13 protein-coding genes are annotated in these 20988 nt (G+C 44.1%); 3 read left to right on the top strand and 10 right to left on the bottom strand.

The window, feature by feature from the left end; genetic code table 11:
* Positions 1–138: 138 nt before the first annotated feature.
* The 9 genes from QP420_RS04860 to QP420_RS04820 all read right to left on the bottom strand — a co-directional run bounded on the left by QP420_RS04860 (position 139) and on the right by QP420_RS04820 (position 14775).
* Entirely contained in the window at positions 139–999 is an 861-nt protein-coding gene (locus QP420_RS04860; RefSeq protein WP_481616713.1) for an HD domain-containing protein, read from the bottom strand.
* Between the two features lie 142 nt (positions 1000–1141).
* Complete coding sequence (locus tag QP420_RS04855) at positions 1142–3664, bottom strand: KUP/HAK/KT family potassium transporter (RefSeq protein ID WP_481616712.1); 2523 nt, start codon at positions 3662–3664, stop codon at positions 1142–1144.
* Positions 3665–3913: 249 nt separating this feature from the next.
* Positions 3914–4894 (bottom strand): TatD family hydrolase, encoded by a 981-nt coding sequence (locus QP420_RS04850; protein WP_016795332.1) that lies wholly within the window; start codon positions 4892–4894, stop codon positions 3914–3916.
* Positions 4895–4946: 52 nt separating this feature from the next.
* On the bottom strand, positions 4947–6743 hold the full coding sequence (locus tag QP420_RS04845; protein ID WP_481616711.1) for an ABC transporter ATP-binding protein: 1797 nt from the start codon (positions 6741–6743) through the stop codon (positions 4947–4949).
* 1 nt (position 6744) lies between these two features.
* On the bottom strand, positions 6745–8571 hold the full coding sequence (locus tag QP420_RS04840) for an ABC transporter ATP-binding protein (protein WP_481616710.1): 1827 nt from the start codon (positions 8569–8571) through the stop codon (positions 6745–6747).
* Between the two features lie 256 nt (positions 8572–8827).
* A complete protein-coding gene (locus QP420_RS04835; protein ID WP_481616709.1) occupies positions 8828–10576 on the bottom strand; it encodes an ABC transporter family substrate-binding protein in 1749 nt (582 codons plus the stop codon).
* 325 nt (positions 10577–10901) lie between these two features.
* A complete protein-coding gene (locus QP420_RS04830) occupies positions 10902–12797 on the bottom strand; it encodes an ABC transporter ATP-binding protein (RefSeq protein ID WP_481616708.1) in 1896 nt (631 codons plus the stop codon).
* Positions 12798–12817: 20 nt separating this feature from the next.
* Entirely contained in the window at positions 12818–13765 is a 948-nt protein-coding gene (locus tag QP420_RS04825) for an ABC transporter permease (protein ID WP_101889802.1), read from the bottom strand.
* Positions 13766–13791: 26 nt separating this feature from the next.
* The gene (locus QP420_RS04820; protein WP_032813401.1) at positions 13792–14775 is read right to left on the bottom strand and encodes an ABC transporter permease; all 984 of its coding nucleotides are present in this window, start codon (positions 14773–14775) and stop codon (positions 13792–13794) included.
* Between the two features lie 464 nt (positions 14776–15239).
* Here QP420_RS04820 and QP420_RS04815 point away from each other — a divergent pair, with 464 nt between their 5' ends.
* Positions 15240–16694: a C1 family peptidase gene (locus QP420_RS04815; RefSeq protein ID WP_481616707.1), complete on the top strand. Its 1455-nt coding sequence runs from the start codon at positions 15240–15242 to the stop codon at positions 16692–16694.
* A gap of 987 nt (positions 16695–17681) precedes the next feature.
* On the opposite strand, the gene metG is transcribed toward QP420_RS04815, so the two are convergent.
* On the bottom strand, positions 17682–19547 hold the full coding sequence (gene metG / locus QP420_RS04810) for a methionine--tRNA ligase (protein ID WP_481616706.1): 1866 nt from the start codon (positions 19545–19547) through the stop codon (positions 17682–17684).
* A 297-nt stretch (positions 19548–19844) separates the two neighbouring features.
* Between metG and QP420_RS04805 the strand changes: the two genes are divergently transcribed.
* Together QP420_RS04805 and QP420_RS04800 are read left to right on the top strand one after the other, a co-directional pair.
* Entirely contained in the window at positions 19845–20615 is a 771-nt protein-coding gene (locus QP420_RS04805) for a hypothetical protein (RefSeq protein WP_481616705.1), read from the top strand.
* Between the two features lie 55 nt (positions 20616–20670).
* Complete coding sequence (locus QP420_RS04800; RefSeq protein ID WP_060787260.1) at positions 20671–20907, top strand: variant leucine-rich repeat-containing protein; 237 nt, start codon at positions 20671–20673, stop codon at positions 20905–20907.
* Positions 20908–20988 lie beyond the last annotated feature (81 nt).

Genomic DNA, 20988 nt, shown 5'->3' with positions numbered 1-20988 from the left:
AACCGAGGAGAACCAGCCGCGCTGAGCAGCAAGAGATAAACTTACACCAAACCAGACTCAAAAGCAAATCACCCCCACACCAACAAGCCAAAACCATTGAAACAAAGCCAAAACATCGGCGTGTTGAAAACACGGCAACTAATCAACCTTAAGTCCAAAAAGATCTGCAAGCTTGCAAACACTCGGTCTACCGTATTTATTAACCAAGCACATCCAACGTTTTGCGTTCTCTTCGCCAAAGCGCGCAGCCTTACGCTTATAAGTATCTACCGTTAAAAATCGCGGCGGAATCGACTTACTGTTGTATTTATCTGCAACCATCACAATTTCTTGCTCAACTGTACGCGGAATATAATCGCCAGCAGGAAGCGGCAGATTTTGCAGGGCAACTTGCTCACTAGTCAACCCAACACCAGTATGATTGCGCGCAAACTGCGCAATATCTTCGCTAAAACCACGCTCAATCAAATATCTGTATCCACGCAAACCGTGCAAAATGTAATTCGGCCCGTCAAACTCCAACTTTCCATTCGCTGCCTTCGAACCGTCTTTAGCTAAAACAAAATACGTTCCAATATCGTGCAACAATCCGCCAGCAAACGCAGCATACTCGTCTACATAATCTTTCGGCGCGATTCCGCCACTAACTTTAGGAAGCTCAAGCGGATTTATGCCAATCAATTCTTTAAGACAAGACTTTGCTAAATCACACCTGTTCTTTAAATCTTCATTGATTTTAGACATTTGACTAAGCATAATTTGCTCAACAGCAGCTTGCGACTTATCCGCAAAATCCGCAAGATTCTCAAAATCCCCAAAATCCCCACTCAAATTAAGCTGCTTAAAAGCCAACAACTGATTTTGACGCCGCGCAAGCATCCAAGAAATCGTAGCAATAACAACACAATGGCAATGAATAAGATTATAAGCGTCTTCGCTAGGCGAGGCAGCGCGATGCAGCTTTTCAATCGTATTAAAATCAGGAATATTTGCAAGCATAATAATCGCACTCCTTAAACCCACTCAATTGCAAAACGGCCGTTTATTGAAAGCAAGCGCACAAGCAAACATAAGCACATACGCAAGCCAACACAAACGGCCGATTAGCAATAAAGCAATAAAGCAATAATTCGGGTTTTAATTATTTTTTAACTGCTTTAATCTGACCAGTATCTATTCTAGCGATTTTGCCAGTATTAGATATTTTAGATTCCTTAGTCTCTTTATTTTCGGACTTGCTTCCAGACTTCTCAGACTTCTCAGACTTCTCAGACTTACCTTCTCCAGAAACATTTGCCGCAGCAATATCTCTAGCGTTCATAATCGTAGTTTGCTCGGCGTCAACAGCAGCTTGCGCTGCAACATCATTGCCTTGCAAAGACTGAACAGCTCTAGAAGCAGCAACCTCTTCTCGCTTTAATCGCGGAGGCCTACGAGTAGAAACAAACAATGGCTGAACTTCTACAATCGGATTGTATGGAGCTAAACCAAACCACTTAACTGGCGTTCCAGCAATATGACGAATCGCATACTTCATCTTTAGCGATAACGCGCCACGCAAAGAAATATTCGACTCAGGCATTAACGCCTTGTGCAAAAGCACGTAACGAATTGGGCCAATATCTGGATCCGCATCTACCTTAGGGTAAACAGACTGCTGCTGCGGCAGCTCGCCCGTATGCGACAAATCGTGCATAATCTGATGCAAATACGCAGGAATCGAAGGAGAAACCTTAAATCCAAGCTTGATTTTAACGCGGAACAAATAGTCCGTGCCAAAATTCTCCACGCAATATTCGCGAGTAAACGGAGCGTCATCAGTTTCTACAGAAACAGCCCACCACGCGCGAGCGCGCTTAGGATGATCCGCAAAAATCGAGAAGAAAATACCAGTATCTAGACGCTTCATCTCCTTATCGGAAGTCAAATACACAATATTGTCTGCAAAATAAGGGATTCTAAAATCACTGTGTAACTTATCTAGAACAGGCAAAAAGTCCTTAGGCTTCATGTGCAATCGCTGCGAGCGCTCAATCTTAGTGCCATCTTTCCAAGTGAGCATAATAATCAAAATCGAAGCACCAAGAAGCATGGTAAACCAGCCGCCGTGCATAAACTTTGCCATAGAAGCTATAAAGAACAAAATCTCAATAATCAGGAAGACTACAGCAAATACTAAGGCGCCAAGCTTCTTATTTTGATACCACATGTGAACCGTAAGAAGTATTGTTGTGGCAATCATGGTAAGCGTAAGAGCAAGACCGTACGCTCCAGATATATGCTCAGAATCCTTAAACACAGCCAAAACTGTAAGCGTGGCAAGGCAAAGCACAAAATTGACAACAGGAATATAAAGCTGACCGCGAGTTCGCGCAGGGTATCGCACCTGAAGATGAGGCATCCAGTTAAGGCTGGTAGCTTCCGAAACCATAGTAAAAGCACCAGTAATCAAAGCCTGAGATGCAATAATGCCAGCTGTTACAGAAAGCACAACGGCAACGTAACGTAAATTCGGGCTTAGCATCTGGAAGAACGGGTTTAAGCCTTCTATAGACCACAATGCTTTATTGTTTTGATGCTGAAGCATCCAGCTGCCTTGGCCAAAGTAGTTTAGAATAAGCGCCACTTTAATAAACGGCCAAGTAACATAAACGTTTCCACGACCAACGTGACCCATATCGGAGTACAAAGCTTCCGCACCAGTTGTAGAAAGGAAGATAATGCCCATTAAGGCCATTCCTTGCATATTGTGCGAGCTGAATAAGAACTTTAATCCGTAAATTGGGTTCAAAGCCTCAAAAATCGCCAGATTTTCGCCAATATTCATGATTCCAACAAGCGCTAGGAATCCAAACCAAATCATAACGACTATGCCGAAAACTTTTCCAATTCTTTCAGTTCCGCGCTGTTGAACAGAAAACAGAATCACAATAATAATTACTGTGATCATTAAAGAAAGATTGTCGTTTTCTAAGAAGATAGGCCTAAACGCAGATATTGTGCGCAAGCCTTCTACTGCGGAAGATATTGAAACTGCTGGAGTTAAAACAGAATCCGCAAGGAACGCCGCACCACCAATCATTGCTGGAATCGCAAGCCATGCGCCTTTTCGCCTAATAAGCGAGTAGAGCGCAAAAATTCCGCCTTCGCCCTTGTTGTCTGTGCGCATTGCCACAAACACGTATTTTACAGTTGTGATTAGCGTAATTGACCAAAACACAAGGGAAAGCATTCCGTAAACTGCTTCGCGACTAATGTTTTGCAACCCACCTTGGCCAGCCAAGAATGTTTGAGCGGTGTATAAAGGAGACGTTCCAATATCTCCGTAAACAACGCCCAATGCCACTATTGACATTCCTAAAGTGAATTTATCGGAGCTGGTTTGTATCTTTGCCCACAATCTTCCAAGCGGGCCTCTAACAGCACTATCCGCAAGCTTTTCGGCTTCTTTAACCTCTTTTGCTTGCTGATACGCCAACGCCTCTCGTTCTTCGCGAGTGGTGGTTTTCTGAGAAACCTTTGGTGCCTTTGTAAAAGAAGCGGCCTTTAGAATCGCCTCTTTAGGGTTTGTTATGCCCTTAGCGGCTTTCTCAGATTCCTTTGCCACGTTGCGAAAATCTTTAGCATTATCGCCAGATAACGCTGAAACGCGTGACTTAGTCATGCTTGATTTTTCCTCCAAAAAGTAAAACCGCTTCTTGCATAATCTGCCATAATAAGAAGTCGCATACGGTCTTACTGCTTACAGTTTTATTTATTTATACCTAAATATTGTATACAACAACAGATATATAGCGCAAAATTGACTCAGAATCCTTGAAAAATAAGGGCTGATTTAAGCGCGATTAATGCCTAAATGTTAAAACCCATAGACTTCTTAAAACCCATAGACTTCTTAAAACCCATAGACTTCTTAAAACCCATAAACTTCATGCGTTGTTTTTAAGGTTGACTTTGCTACCTCCATCAAAGAACAATCAAGCGCGGTTGCTAACGATTCAAGAGTGTAAGGCACCATATAAGGCGCGTTCGGCCGCCCGCGGTAAGGCATCGGAGTAAGGTACGGCGCATCCGTTTCAACAGTTATGCGGTCTTTGCCAATGATTCGCGCAGACTCTTGCAAATCCTCATTTCCCTTATAGCTAATCGTTCCAGAAAAACTTGCGTACCATCCGTTTTCTTTTAGCACTTGAGCTAAGTCTTTTCCGCCAGAATAGCTGTGAAAAACTGTTCGCTCTGGCGCTCCGTCTTTTAGCAAAATTTCTACAACATCGCTATGCGCATCTCTATCGTGAATTTGAAGCGGCAAATTAAGCTCTTTTGCAAGCGCTATATGCGCACGGAACGAGTCGCGTTGGTAAATTCTTGCGCGTTCGCCTGTGCGGAAATAGTCTAATCCCGTCTCTCCAATCGCCACTACTTCTTTTGGATGCTCCATTACTAGCGAGCGCAAGCGTTGCATTGCTTCGTCAAATGGAATATCGTGATACGGCTTATAAACTACTGGCAAGCCGTCTGGCCCTTCTGCTCCCCTATGGCCATGTAAAGGCGCTTCGTTTGGGTGAATCGCTATTGCAGCACGTACGCAATCCGCGTGATCTGCCGCAAAGTCTATTGTTGGCTGCCAATCTGGGTATTCGCATCCAACTTCAATCATTTTAGAAACGCCTGATGCTTTTGCATGATTTACTAAGTCGTTTGCGCTAGGCTCAGCTATTAAATCTCGACCTTTTTGCTCTAATTCTTGATTAAGATTTTTTGCAAAATCCACTACGCTTAGCATATGCGTGTGGTCGTCTGCGATTGTTATGCCTTCTTTAATTAGATTCTGCCATATTTGGGACTTCTCTGTTAAAGAAGGCGCCCAATTGTGTTCGCGATGATGCTTACTCATGATTTACAAGTGTAGTCGCATATTTAACGCGACTTAAACGCGACTTTTGCGCTTATTGAATCGCCGCACTAATCGCAGCATACTGCGATTCCACAAGTCTGTAATACGCACCTTTTTGCGCCATAAGTTGATCATGGCTTCCGCGCTCCACGATTTGCCCATGGTCAATCACGCAAATCAAATCTGCATTCTCGATTGTAGAAAGCCTGTGCGCAATCACAAAAGAAGTGCGATTTTTAAGCAATTGAGCTAATCCTGCTTGCAAAGCTTCTTCTGTACGCGTATCTATATTGCTTGTTGCTTCGTCTAGGATCAAAATTCGCGGGTCTGCTAAAAGCACGCGCGCAAACGATATAAGCTGCCTTTGGCCTGCAGAAAGAGTAGCTCCTCGCTCTTCAATCTTAGTATCGTAGCCATTAGGCAATTCTTCAATAAACTCGTGCGCGTGAACTACTCGAGCCGCAGCCTCAATCTCTTCGTCCGTTGCGTCAAGCTTACCGTATCGAATGTTTTCTTTAACAGTTCCGCTAAATATAAAGCTGTCTTGAAGCATAACGCCCATTTGTTTGCGCAAAGATGCTAACGTTATTGAACGCACATCGTAGCCGTCAATTGTGATTGAGCCTTCGGAAACGTCGTAGAATCTAGAAAGCAAGCTTACAAGCGTTGTTTTGCCCGCTCCAGTAGGGCCAACAAGAGCAACCGTAGTTCCAGGCTCAACGTGCAAGTCAACTAAATTCAAAATCGGCTTTCCGCCCTCTTCGTAGCGAAAAACAACATCGTTTACGTCAACCTTGCCTTTAATTTTCGGCAATTCTTTTGCATCTGGCTTATCTACAATATTTGGCTTAATACTTAAAGTCTCAAAAATGCGCTCCAAATACACTGAGCATGTTACAAGTTGCGTGTAGAAGTTACCAATGTTTACAACTGGCTCCCAGAAAGTGCTCGAATACCACACAAATGCTATAAGCGTACCCGTGCTTATGTTCATACTGCTCGCGTTTGTTATGCCAACATAGTAGAGCAGCGAAATTGCTGCGCTTTCAATAATCGAAGCTCCAGGCCAAAGCAGCATTTGCACTCTAACATTTTGCATCCACGCTTTTCTAACTCCCGACTGCTGCTCTTGGAATGTAGCGTATTGCTCCGATTCGCGAGCAAAAGTCTGAGTTGTTTTTACGCCTGCGATTGATTCGTGCAAATATGCGTTAAGATTGCTTTGCTTATTTGATAGTTTTTTAGACGCTTTTCGTTGCAAAATTTGCAAAGTGCGAGTCCAGATTATAAAAACTGGGAATAATACAAGACTCCACAATGCCATTCGCCAATCCAGAGCAAACATTGCGATTAGTGTAATGATTAGCACAAAAACATCGGAAAACACGTTGATTAAACCAGAAGAAAGCGTGTCGGAAAGCGTGTTTATGTAGTTTACTATGCGAATCAAAATCTTGCCGTGTGGGCGCGAATCGAAGTAATCAAACGATAACGATTGCACGTGCGTAAAAATATCTCGCCGCATATCTTTAATTATCATTTGACCGAGTCGCGTAATTGCAAGCGTTCTGTAGGCTAACCCAAGCTCATACAGCACAATAAGCACGCCAAACAATGCAATAAGCGCGTACAAATAAGAAACGTTTTTATTAGGCAAAACTACGTCTATAAGTGTTTTTGTAATCATTGGAGTTACTGTCATAATGCAACTTCCGCTAATAACAACTAAAACTATTTTGACTAGCTGCCATGCGTACGGCTTTATGTATTTGCGAACGCGCATCAACTCGTGCAAATTTACGTGCTCTTCTTGGCCTTCGTCTTCTCTATAAGTGTTGCGCTGCGCCATTCTACTCCCCCTTAGCCTCGTTTGAATCTTCAAATCCCAAAGCTTTGCCCGTTTGCATACCAAGCTGCTTTTTGTAGATTTCCCAATATCTTCCATGCATTGCCACAAGCTGCTCGTGTGTTCCGCGCTCTACGATTTTGCCGTGATCTAGCACAACAATCATGTCTGCGTCTTTAACAGATGAGATTCTGTGCGCAATTGTGATTACTGTTCGCAAGCCGTCTAACTTTTTTAGCTCTTTTTGAATATGCTCCTCAGTTTCCATGTCTACTGCAGAAGTTGTATCGTCCATAATCAAGATTGCAGGATTGTTTGCTAGCGCGCGAGCAAGACTTAAACGCTGCTTTTGACCTCCAGAAAGGCCGACTCCTCGCTCGCCTACAACAGTTTCGTAGCCTTCTGGCATGCTCATAATAAAATCGTCTGCGTCTGCAATTCTTGCCATACGCCTAATCGTGTTATCTAATTCTTTGCAATTTTCCTCGTTTTGAGGCAATCCAAAGCTAATATTTCCTGCAATCGTATCGGAAAACAGGAATGTTTCTTGCGCGACTATGCTAACTTGATTTCTAACAGTTTCTAGAGGCCATTCGCGAACGTCTTTTCCATCAATCAAAACGCGACCGCGCGTAGTGTCATAAAAACGCGCTATAAGACTTACAAGCGTTGACTTTCCAGATCCCGTTTCGCCTAAGATTCCAAGCTTTGCGCCTGCTGGAACGTCTAAATCAATATCGCTTAAAATTGGCGAATCAAGATCGTCTGGGAACGCAAAATCAACGTGTTCAAAAGTTACACGACCCTTAACTTTAAGATTTTCCGCAGATGTAGATGGCAAATCAATATGCGATTCTTGCGTAAGAAGCTTACGAATATTTACGCATCCTGCGTTGAATCGCTGCCAATCGTTAATAAGCCACCCAACCATTCTTACTGGCATGTGGAGCATCCAAAGGAAGCTGTTAAACGTTACAAACGCGCCTAAAGTCATGCTTCCATTAAGCACAAGCCATCCGCCAAATCCTACTGTTACAAGCTCCAGCGCAAAGCCCATACCGTCCAGCCATGGCATGTATTTTTGCGTGTTTTTTGCAAGCGTAATATTGCGATTAAAGTAGTCTTCGTTGCATTTATCGAATTTCTGAGTTTCAAAAGGCTCGCGCACAAAAGCTTTTACAACGCGATTGCCTTCAATGTTTTCTTCTACCATTGAGTTCATGCGTGCAAACGATTCGCGAATCGCAAGGAACTTCGGCCTAGCATTCTTGCCCATAAGCTTTGCAAGCCAGAATAAAAATGGTGTAATTGCCATAAGTGCTAGAGCCAGCTGCCATTGGATTGAAAACATTATAACTAGCGCAAACACAAACATTACTAAGCAATCCAGCGCCATATAAGACACCCAGCTTAAAATGTGGCGAATCGCGTCCGTATCCGAAGTCATGCGGCTCATAATGTCGCCTGTGCGCGTGTGATTAAAGTACGTAAAGTCAAGTGAATGCAGCTTCTCGTACTCGTCGCTTACAAGGCGATACACGGCGTTTTGGCCGAATCTTTCCATTTGAAGCTGGTAAATATATCTTGAGCCTACGCGAACAATCATCATTGCAACCATTAGCACGCATACAAAAGCAAGCAAATCATGCTGTTTTCCAATAATGACTTTGTCTACAATAAAGCCGGAAAGCAGCGGCATTGTCATTGCCATTGTGTCGTTGATAGTAAAAAGAACTAGCGATACGCCTACTCGCCACATATCTGGCTTACAATATTGCAAAACCCAGCGCACATTACTCGCGTCTTTGCGTTTATTTGGATTTACATACATGCGCTAGATTCTCCCTTATTTTTGACTTCGCGATTTATTTTTTATTAAGTTTTATTAAGTTTATACTATTTTTCTGAGTTTATTTTTGCGCGACTATTTTTTACGCGACTATTTTTTACGCGACTATTTTCTGCGCAAGCACACGCACGCAATTACAAGCAAAAGCATGTGGCGTGCAGCCAAAGACCACACGCCACATGCTATAAGTTAAGCAATCAGCTTAGTAAACTTGCGCGAGTTATCGCTACAAATTTACTCACTTCTGCCAACCGATGTTTTCAACGAAAACGTTAGCATATCCAGCAGGACCGCCGTTAGCGAAGCCCTTCTTGTATGCCTGATAGGTTGGAGGAGCAGAAACTGGGAGTGTACCATACTCAGCGAGAGCCATGGACTCACCCTTGTTGCTCAATGCAGTCTGTTCTTTGTAGTCGTAAGTCTTACCAATCTTGCCGAGCAGGGCATCAATCTTCTTGCTGCCAGTGCCAGTGAAGTTGGAATCGCTCTTAGAACCGTAGACCTGGGAAGCGGATGCCAAGAAGCTCAATGGAGATTGGGAAACCCAAGCCATTGGAAGCACCTGGAAGTCGAAGGAGCTTACAGTCTTAGAGAACTTAGATGCAGGCTTGTTTACAGTCTTGCACTTCATTCCAGCCTTCTTCATCATGGCCTGGAATGCGTTAGCAAGAGCTGCCTGAGTGGAGTCATCGCCGAAGAAGGTAAATGTGAACTGAACGGTCTTACCATTCTTAGCGTAGTAACCGTCTTTGCCCATCTTGTAGCCAGCGGCCTCAAGAGTCTTCTTAGCGTTTTCTACGTTGAACTTACCATCAGCTGGGAGGTTGTTCTTGTAGCCAGCCTGGAACATGGAGAGAAGCTCCGAACCTGGCTGCTCGCTCTTCCAGTTCATACCCTGGAACTGAATCTTGTTGTAGGTGGCAACGTCGAATGCCTGGACAACGGCCTTACGCACGGCCTTGTCTTTGAATGCGCCAGCCTTTGCGTTTAAGTTAATAACACGAATCTTGGTGCTGTAGCCGTAACGGAGCTGAGCGCCCTTAACGCTACGAGCAGCCTTAACCTTATCCTTGGTGGAGATGGAATCCACGGAATCGATTTCGCCGTTCTGGAAGGCGTTCATTGCAGCGGTATCTTCCATACGCTTTACAACAACCTTGTCAAGCTTTGCCTTCTTGCCCCACCACTTTGGATTGCGCACGAAAACAACCTGATCTTCGGTTGCGGACTGAATCTCGAATGGACCTGCGCCCCACTCGTTGTGAGGATTACCTACCCAACCCTGGTTGAACACGGTTGGATCGGTTGCCTTTGGATGAACCAATGGAGCGAAAAGCAATTCCCAAGTTGCGCATGGCTTATTGTACTTAACGATTACTTGCTTAGGATTTGCGCCCTGCTCAACGGACTCAATGCAGTCGTAGCCCTCGTGAGATGGAACGGAGTAGGCTTCGTTCTTGCCATTCATAACTTCCCAAGTGGCCTTAAAAGCAGTGTAATCAATGTCTGTGCCGTCGTTCCACTTAGCCTTTGGATTCAAATCGTACTGAACTACGAGTGGCTTGTCGCTAACCTTCTTAACAGAAGTAATGTAATCAGGGTTGTACTTAACCTTCTCGCCCTTAACGGTATCGTAATAAGGAAGCGATGGCTGGTAGAAGCCCCACAAAGTGGCCATATAAGCGGTGTTACCGTCGTTAGAAGCGTAGTTCCAGTTTGGACCCATGTCGGAAAGCGAGAACGTGTAAGTACCGCCATCCTTAACATTGTCACGAGGCTGTGGATTGTCGTAACGCTTGTCAACCTTAGGCATTGGAAGAGCGCCAGTGTAGGAAGTATCCACACCTGCGGCTGGCTCTTCGGTCATTCCGCCCTTAGCTTTATCTGCCGTAGTGGCGGTTGTACCACCACAAGCGCCGAGCAGCATTGCAACAGAAAGTGCAGCTGCGGCGAATACAGTTAATTTACCTGCATTAGTTTTTTTCATGATTCCTCTCATTCCCCAGAAATGATGTCCACTTTCTGGTATGTGTGTAGAGTATATCTAATCTTTTGACATTTTGTGTTACGACTTTTTTAACAAATGCTGAATTTAAGCTTTTATTACTTAAGATTTAATCCAGAAAAAAGAAAATTAAATGCAGAAAACAGCAAAACAGAAAATTTTTTAGTTTATTTTGATTAAAAAACAAAATATATTACTTTTTTTAGAATTTATGCGCCTGTAACAAAAAATCGCGTGTGTCTTGCATAACACACGCGATCAAACTTGCCCTAAACAAAAGTTTAGGCGTATTCACAAAAGATTAGAATCAGACGCTTGCAACGTCATCAAACGAATCTTCTTCGTTGAGAATAATACGCTTGCGATTCTTCTCAATAACAGGATCTGGAATTGGCACAGCGCTAATCAAAGCCTTAGTGTACGGGTGCTTAGGATTATCGAATACCTCATCCGTTTCGCCAGATTCAACAATGCGTCCGTGGTACATAACAGCAATTCGGCTAGAAATATGACGAACAACCGCCATGTTGTGAGCAACAAACAAGTAAGCAACACCCAACTTGTCTTGCAAATCTTCAAGCAAGTTAATAATTCCAGCTTGAATAGAAACATCCAAAGCCGAAACAGGCTCATCAAGAAGAAGCAGCTTAGGGTTTACAGCCAAAGCGCGAGCAATAGCAATACGCTGACGCTGACCGCCCGAGAACTGCGTTGGGAAGCGATCAACCTGGTCTGGATTCAGCTCAACAAGCTGCATAAGCTCCGCAATACGCTGACGAATCTCTTCCTTCGACTTCTTTTGAACATGAAGAGGCTCTGCCAAAATATCGTAAACAAGCATACGAGGATCAAGAGAACTCATGGGATCCTGGAACACGTATTGAATCTTGGAACGAAGCTCGCGACGCTGCTCGCTAGTCAACTTATCGTTAAGCTCGGTGCCAAAGACGGTAATAGAGCCAGCTTCTGGCTTCTTTAAGCTCATGATTTCCATCAAAGTAGTTGACTTACCAGAACCAGATTCGCCAACAAGAGCTACAGTTTCACCTTCGCGAATCTCAAGGTCAATGCCATCAACAGCGCGAACCTCGCCAACCTTGCGTCGCAAGAAACCGCCACCTGTAATTGGGAATGTTTTAACTAAGCCCTTAACATCCAAAACAACCTTGCGATCTTCGCGAGGAATGCCTTCAAACATTGGCTTAATCGTTTTTTCGGTTTCCGCATGAAGCATCGCGCGAACAGTTTCGCTTTCTGCCTCAAGGCCCATCATATCGCTGGTATCTCCACTCTTTTCTTCTGCCATCAACATATCCATTGTTGGCTTAGAAATTGGAGTTAAGCGGCGAGTGCGCTTTTGATCAACGCGCGGAACAGCACCAAGCAAGCCGATTGTATATGGCTGAGTTGGGTGAGCAAAAATCTCCTCAACGCTGTTATGCTCAACCAAGTGGCCCGCATACATAACAATAACTTCGTCGGCAACGCCAGCAATAACGCCCAAATCGTGAGTAATGAAGATCATTGCGGCGCCAGTTTCTTTCTGTGCCTTCTTCAAAACATCCAAAACCTGAGCCTGAATCGTAACGTCCAAAGCGGTAGTAGGCTCATCGGCGATAATAATATCTGGGTTGTTAGCAATTGCCATTGCAATCATAACGCGCTGACGCATGCCGCCAGAAAACTCGTGAGGGAACGCCTTTAAACGCTCGGCTGGCTTAGTAATACCTACCAAATTAAGAAGCTCAATAGAGCGATCGCGAATCTGCTCTTCGGTCATATTTGGATTATGAATAACCAAAGCTTCCTTAAGCTGGTCTCCAATAGAAAACACTGGAGTTAAAGCAGAAAGAGGATCCTGGAACACCATTGCAATGTTCTTACCGCGAATCTTGCTCATTTCGGCATCAGACTTTGTTAAAAGCTCTTCGCCCTTATAAACAACAGAACCCTTAACCGAAGCGTTCTTATCTAGCAAGCCCATAACAGCCAAAGAAGTAACGGACTTACCAGATCCAGACTCGCCAACAATACCAATGGTCTTGCCGCGGTACAAATCAAAGTTCATATCGCGAACAGCGTGAACTGTACCAGCTTCCGAAGCAAAGCTGACTTGCAAGTTGCGTACAGAAAGAAGTGGTTCGTTGTTCTGATTTTCCATTGCAGAATCTTCCTTAATTGCGTTATTACCCATATCAGTCATGTTTACACCTCCAACAAGCCTTACTCGGCCTTGCCAACAGACCTAGAATATGGATCAATCGCATCGCGCAAGCCATCTCCAATAAGCTGAACGGAGAAAGTCAAAATAACCAAAACAGCCGATGGAACCAAAAGAACCCAAGGAGACGTCATAACGCTACTTTGACCAACATTAAGAAGAGTACCCAAAGAAGTATCTGGAGCCTTAATACCAAGACCCAAGAAGCTTAATGCGGTTTCGCCGTTGATTGCGCCGATAACACCAAGAACCGTGTTAATAATCAAAACGGAACCAAGATTTGGAACAAGGTGGCGAACAATAATGCGGAACGAAGAAACGCCTTCAAACTTAGCGGCACGCACATATTCACGTTCACGCAAGCTCAAAGTCAAAGTTCTAAGCGTACGAGCATAACCAATCCAGCCAAAGGAAGTCATACCAAAGGCAAGCCACAGCCAGTCGTTGCCGCCAGTAGCGGAGCTAACAATCAAAGCAATAAGCAAGAAGGATGGAACAATCAAAAGCATGTCTAGAAGCCACATGCCAACCTGCTCAAACCAACCTTCAAAGTAAGAGATAGCAGTACCAACCAAAGCAGCAATAATCGTAATCGAAATGGAGCTTACAATACCAATAGAAAGCGAGCGGCCAAGTCCGCGAACAACCATTGCATACATGTCTGATCCGCCAGGCGTAGTTCCAAGCCAATGCTCGGCGCTAGGAGGAGTTGCAAGAGCCGTAAAATCAGGCTCGTCGTAGCCCCACTTGCTAATCTTAGAGCCAAACAAAGCAAGAAGAATCAAGAGAACAAGTAAAACTAAGCCAACAACAGCGGATGGACGCCTAAAGAAGCGGCGCGTATAAAGCGTTATTTTGCCTGTGCGCTTAAAATTACCCCAAGAATTAGCAGTTGCCTTCTTATCAGCAGCAGACTCTTGAGCCTTTGAAGATACATCTTTTTTACTCATATCAATACACCTACACTATTGCGCAATTAGCTCAAACGAATACGAGGATCAAGCCAAGCGGAGAAGATATCTGCCAACAAGGCTCCGGCCAAAGTACACACGGCTCCGAACGCAGCAATAGCAACAGAACCATTAATGTCGTTATTAGAAATAGTTTGTACGAAGTAGCTACCCAAACCGTTAATTGCAAACACGGTTTCGGTAATCACAGCGCCCGTAAACACGCCTGCAATAGAGAAGGCAACGTCTACGGCAGTAGGAATCAAAGAAGTACGCAAAGCGTGACGACGAATAGCCACATTTAGAGGCAAACCCTTAGCGCGAGCAGTACGAACGTAATCAGCATTCATAGTATCAAGCAAATAGGTGCGCTGCGTAAGATGGTAGCCAACCATGCCAGGAACGGTCATAACAATTGTTGGCAAAATCAAATGCTGCAAGAAGTCAAGAATAAAAGCAATAGGATTAGAACCCTGATAGGAATGTAATCCAGTAACAAAGAACAAACGAGAACCAGCAGCGTTATTAACGCTGATTGCAGCTAAAACAATAAGTAATCCAAACACGGCGGCTGGAACAACAAGCAAGAACGTAGCAATAGAGTTAAGAACCCTGTCTTGCCACTTATATTGGCGAATAGCAGTATAAACACCAACGCTAACGCCTAAAACAATACCAAGAACAGTTGCGCATGTAACCAGCTGCACCGATGCACCGATTCGCGCAGCAATCGCAGGACCAACAGGCGCTTGCTCTGGGCTTAATCCCCAATCCCAACGAGTAAGAACACCAGTAATCCAACGCAAATACCTTGTAATAACTGGAGTTTGGTCGTTAATATTTGCTAAATCCAAAGAACGGTTAATCGAAGGAATTGGCGGATGCGGATGCCTAGACATATAGTTCGATCTCGGATCCATAAATGCACTTGCCAAGAAATACGTCATGGATACGGACACAAACAGCATCACAACATAATTCAGGCATCGTTTAACGATGTATCGTATCATTGTGACTCTTTTCTACGTCTAAACATTGTTACCTCCATCTGGTAACTGCAAACTTACGCTTGCACACTGCCATCATTTAATCACTAATTAAAAAGGCAAATCATAAGCGTTTAAGGCACACTTAAGTAAGCCCTAATAATTTGGACGTGTAATTAGTATATTTTTAGCTAACCTATGTACATTGCTTAAAATAAACATGTAATAACACGTAATAAATAGTAATCTTAACCAAAATTAATACATAAAATTGGCAAAATATCAAAATATTTAACGAAGTTACTTAAAATTTACGAAAATTAGTTGCGCAAATCGCCATAAACACATAAAAATGCATATTTTGCATAAATAAGACACGAACACTCGCGAACACTCACGAACGCTTTAAGCCACGCAAAACGCGACTCGTGCATTGAGCAAGCTACAATAACGCTTATTCACTGTTTTTAACAAGATAAAGGAGATATATGTCTGAAAACGTAAAAGCCGTTACACTAAACGACGTTCGCGAATATTCTAAGCATTTTAACGAACAGCGAGCAAATCGAGTAGCAGCAAACGCTTCGGTATCGAGCGGCGTTCTTAAAGCAGCAACAAGCTACCAGGGTCAGCGCGCACTTCCACGCGAATTTTCTATAGAACTAAAGCAAGGAACAATAACAAATCAGCAGCATTCTGGACGTTGCTGGATGTTTGCATCGCTTAACACTTTGCGCTACGAGCTTATGCATAAGTGGAATCTAGAAGACTTTGAGTTTTCCGAAAGCTACTTGTTCTTCTGGGACAAGATCGAAAAAGCAAACGCATACTTGGAAAACGTTTTGGCGACTTTAGATGAAACATTAGATAGCCGAATTTTTGAGAGCATCAACTACGGTCCGATTGACGACGGCGGATGGTGGCAAATGTTCGTTAACTTGGTAAACAAGTACGGACTTATGCCAAAGAGTGCATACCCAGATTCGCAAAACGCTACCGATTCCGAAGCATTCGTGCAATACATTAATAGCAAGCTTCGCGAGTTTGCATGCGAGTTGCGCGAAGCACACAAGAATGGCACTTCTATGGAAGAGTTGCGAAAAATGAAGATTCGCGACTTGGAAACTGTGTACCGCATGACTGCAATCGCTCTTGGCGAACCACCAGAGCGTTTCGACTTCTTTGCGCGCACTAAAGATGACGAAGATAAGAAGGACAATAAGAAGAGCGACGAAAATAGCGAGTCTAAGAGCGACGAAAAGAACAGCGATAAAGGCAGCGAAAAGCCAAAGAGCGGCAAAGACGATCGCCCAATGATTTGCGAATATGGCATTACGCCACTCGAGTTTGCAAAGAAGTACGTGCCAGTAGACGTAAACGACTTTGTAAGCTTGTGCAACTCCCCAATGGAACGCACTCCGTTCAACAAGCTCTACCAGCTTAAGTACACCACAAATGTTGCTGAGACGAAGGAAATGGAGTTTGCAAACGTTGCGCTAGAAGTGTTCCGCAAAGCCGCTGTGGATCAGCTAAAAGACGGACACCCAATCTGGTTTGCTTGCGATTGCACGCAGTTCTCGCTAAGGCAAGAGGGCTTCTTTGACCCAGCAGTTGTGCGCGTAGACGAGCTATTCGACGTAGAGTTTACATTCGACAAAGCTAAAGGCTTGGAATACATGGATTGCCCAGGCAACCACGCAATGACCTTTACTGGCGTAAATCTTAACAAAGATGGCGAGCCAGACCGCTGGAAGATTGAAAACAGCTGGGGTAAAGATAACGGCGAAGACGGATATTACGTTGGATCCGCGCAGTGGTTTGACCGCTACGTTACCGAAATCATTATTAACAAGAAGTATCTTGATGAAGCAACGCGAGCTGTATTGGATCAAGAGCCTGTAATGCTTGATCCATGGACGCCACTTACAAAGCGCTGCCGCTAAACTTGATTTATTGATTTAGCACAAGCTGATTTACAAACGCAGATTGCATTCGCATATTGCAAATGCAGTCTGCGTTTTTGTTTTATTACGCCTTCCTATTTGGTGTTGTATGCTCCTTGTTTGGCGTGTAGGAGGGCTGGGTGTTTCTACGCTCGCACGTTACAGCGCGCTCACGCCTTCGCCGCGCAGAAGCAGTGCTTCTGCTCTAAGCGGCTCAGCGAATCGAGGTGACTTCTCGCGCGCTATGCAGCTCGAAGTCGTCGATTCGCACAACGCTCCGCCTATTACGTGTGGTTTGTTGTTGCGGTTGTTCCGATTTGGCTTTGATTTTGTTTTTGGTTGAAGTTTGTTTGTAGGGTGAGTCATTGGATTATTTGGTATCGGCTGCCGCTCTTATACTGTTCGACCAAGAATCACCCAGCCCTCTTGCATGCTAGAACAATTTCGTATCGCTAATCGCCTGAGATTCTCGATTTTTCTTCTTCATTCGATGAATCACCATCAAAGATGCTGAGGTTCATCTCATTCAGGGCGAAAAATCTCGAATCTCTACCTAGCTTGCGCGACAACCTGCCTTCGAGCTTAAAGCGTAGCGCGCGAACGACGACCTACATTTCCGCTTTTTGTAGTCCGACACGCCGCAAATCAGCTACAAAATCGGGAAAATCTTGCGCATTTTGTTGTTGATTTTGACGTTTAGAGCTACAAAATCGGGGCAAGCGGCGAACACTTGAAAAAGATAAAAAGAAGCCCGGTGGGAAAGAGAAGACCCACCGGGGCAGAGAGAAAGAGAGAAGAAGGTTTCAGTTATGGGGTTCGCGAACGAACCTCACCGATGGATGAACCATCAGCAATATCTATTATAACCATACTTTTCTCGCGAAACACGCATATAAGCTAAAAATTTCCTGAAAAATTTTTTTAATTCCTGGTAGTATGCCTGTTTTTTGTTACATACGTCACTTGCAATAGAATCTTTTGCTCAAATCACTTCGATTCCAGCGATTTTTTTGCAGCGGCCAATCTTTCTTCGTCGGCTTTACGACGAGCAGCAAGCGCGGACTCAAAGCGCTCAAGCTCCTCATCAATCGCCTCTTTAGGAATCTTGGCAAAAATCGGAGTTGGCTTAGCAACAGGTGTGCCAGTAACCAATTCCTCGCTTTCCCACGGGTGAACAGTTTCACCAAGACGATAATCGCCAGTAATAATCGGATACTTAAAATCTGGATTATCTAAATCGGTTACCTCTTCGATTCTTGGAAGCGGCGAGAACACACCCGTGCCGCCAAGAGCTTCCCACACTTTTTGCGCGGAATGAGGCAAGAATGGCGCAAGCAAATGATTAGCATCCGAAACAGCTTGTGCAGCAACGTGCAAAACCGTTCCAAGACGAGCTTCGTCATCCTTAATCTTCCAAGGCTCCGTAGCAGAAATATACTTGTTGATATCTGACACAACGCGCATGGCCTCGTTAAGAGCGTTCTTTTGATGATGGCGCTCAATCAAGCCTCCAACAATCTCAAACGCGTTGGAAGTCTGATCCAAAAGCGCACGATCCATATCGGTCATGCAATCTTCATCCAACGGAGGAATAGCGCCAAAATTCTTGTGAATCAAATTTGCAACACGATTAACAAGATTTCCCCAGCTTGCAGCGAGTTCCTCGTTATTGTGGCGAACAAACTCTGCCCAAGTAAAGTCGGCGTCGGAATTTTCTGGCCCCGCAATGGAAATGTAGTAGCGCACAGCATCCACTGGGTAGCGCGCCAAAATATCTTTAACATAAATCACAATTCCGCGCGAAGAGCTGAACTTCTTGCCTTCCATAGTCATAAATTCGGAGGCAACAACCTGCTCTGGCATATTGAGTGGGCCGTAAACGCCAGATTCTCCACCCTTAGAGCCAGCGCCATTATACGCAAGCATCTCCGAAGGCCAAATCTGAGAATGGAAAGTTATGTTATCTTTGCCCATAAAGTAATAGCCAGGAGCCTTAGGATCGCACCACCAATCGCGCCAAGCGTCTGGCTTGCCCTGCCTACGCGCCCACTCAATGGAGGCAGACAAGTAGCCAATAACGGCGTCAAACCACACGTACAAGCGTTTATTTGGGTTATCAATCCAGCCTTCTACAGGAACTGGAATACCCCAATCAATGTCTCGCGTAATTGCTCGAGGCTTAACTTCCTTAAACAAGCCAATCGAGAAGTTAATAACATTTGTGCGCCATCCATCCCTGGAATTAAGCCAATCCAAGTTTGCGTTTGCCAAAGCTGGCAAATCGAGGAAGTAATGCTCTGTTTCTTCAAAACGCGGAGTTTCGCCGTTAATCTTAGAAACAGGGTTAATAAGCTCGTCTGGGTCCAACTCGTTTCCGCAAGCATCGCACTGGTCGCCCCTGGCGCCGTCCGCACCGCAAATCGGGCAAGTGCCCTCAATGTAGCGGTCTGGAAGAGTGCGGCCTGTAGAAGGCGAAATCGCAACTTTTTGAGTTCCCTTGTAAATATAACCATTCTTAAGGCACTGGCGGAACATCTCTTGAACAACATGCTCATGATTTGCCGTTGTTGTGCGCGTAAACAAATCGTAGCTTAATCCTAAATCGCACAAGTCTTTAGTAATCACGCGATTGTAGCGGTTTGCAAGCTCTTGCGCGCTCACGCCTTCTTTATCTGCCTCAACTAAAATCGGCGTGCCGTGTTCGTCGGTTCCCGAAACCATAAGCACGCTATTTCCCTTCATACGCTCGTAGCGCGCGTATACGTCGGAAGGGACGCCAAATCCCGCAACGTGACCAATATGACGAGGGCCATTTGCGTAAGGCCATGCAACATTCACCAAAATATGACTCATAGCCAAATATTATCTTGTTCAGCGAGGACACATTAGATAATGCAACGAAAAATCGCAGTAAAAATCACAGTAAAAATCACGGCAAAAATCACGGAAAAAATCGCAAGCATAAGCATGACTAGTCACACATAAACGCATAAACACATAAACACATTTTTTAAAGAGCAAAAACTAAAAATCCACTTTTACACAATCCCAAAAAATCGCGTAGACAAAAGATCAAAACACACTATTGTGTATAAAACCTAAAACATTAAAAAGATACATATTCGCGAGCATTACACAGAAAGGAGAAACATGAGCACTTTAACGCTGAGCAAAAAACGCACAATCCGCAATGACGAAAAAGATAAAAAATCAACAAAAGACTACAAAAGACACAAAGATTACAAAGTCAACAAAATCAGCGAAAACAATAAAGCTAGCAAAACTAGCAAAATCAACCAAATCAGCAAAGACGAAGAGCTGATTTTATTTTCGGAACAAGAAAACAATGATTTGCCATTGCTTATAGACACAAAGCATTTACCAGGGCCATTAAGCATGAAAAAACTGTGTAACTACGGAGCATTCAACAATCTTTCAATACGAAGCGGATTCGCTCAATCCACTGCAAAAACGCCAGAAGGACGTTGCGCTGTATTAAAAAAGTTGCTTCCAAGCGGAACCGTGGCCTGCGCTTTTACAGCATCTTGGATTTGGCTGGGCGGAAAAATCCCAAACATACTAGAGATAATATCCAACAGTCATTATCGAATAAAGCCACACGACCATCAGCTACAAGTGTTTAGAAGAAAATTGTTAAAAAAAGAGCAAAGAATGATTAAAGATTTGCGCGTAACTTCTGTTGCACGCACTATCTGCGATATTGCGCTAACTCCATCAAAAAACATTTACGACGAGATGCGAAGAGTAGATACAGTGTGCGAGTTGGTGCAAAAGTACAACACAAGTTTTAAAGACTGCGAAAAAATTATAGACAGCAATCCTTATTTTCCAGGGGCCGCTAAAGCCAAAGAGTGGATTAAATACATAATAGACAAGGAGGATATTCTTTATGACTATTAACACTGGAAATACTGGCGATACTTACGATACTTACGATACTGGCGACTTTAGCTCAATGCCTCCAAAGCCGCCAATCGTACTCACTGAGCAAGTTGCGTGCTGCGAAAACACAAGCAAAGACGTGCTATGGCATATTGCAAAGAACGTTCCTGACTTAAGAAAATGGGTTGTTGCAAACCCAATTGCGGACGCAAAAATGCTGGAATACATATCTCAGCAAGGCGGACCAGGCGTTAAACACAGTTTAGACGTGCTTTTAGAAGCCTACGAATACGCAAAAAATGGGGATTAATTGCTAGAACTTTTACACATTTCCACATTTTCCGCTTTTATTGCTGCAGCTTTTCCACATTTCCACATTTTTCGCTTAATT

Source organism: Bifidobacterium sp. UMB1197 (assembly GCF_030217745.1).
GTDB lineage: Bacteria > Actinomycetota > Actinomycetes > Actinomycetales > Bifidobacteriaceae > Bifidobacterium > Bifidobacterium vaginale_B.
The sequence above is the reverse complement of the archived record's forward strand: the minus strand, read 5'-3'. Positions and strand labels throughout refer to the sequence as shown.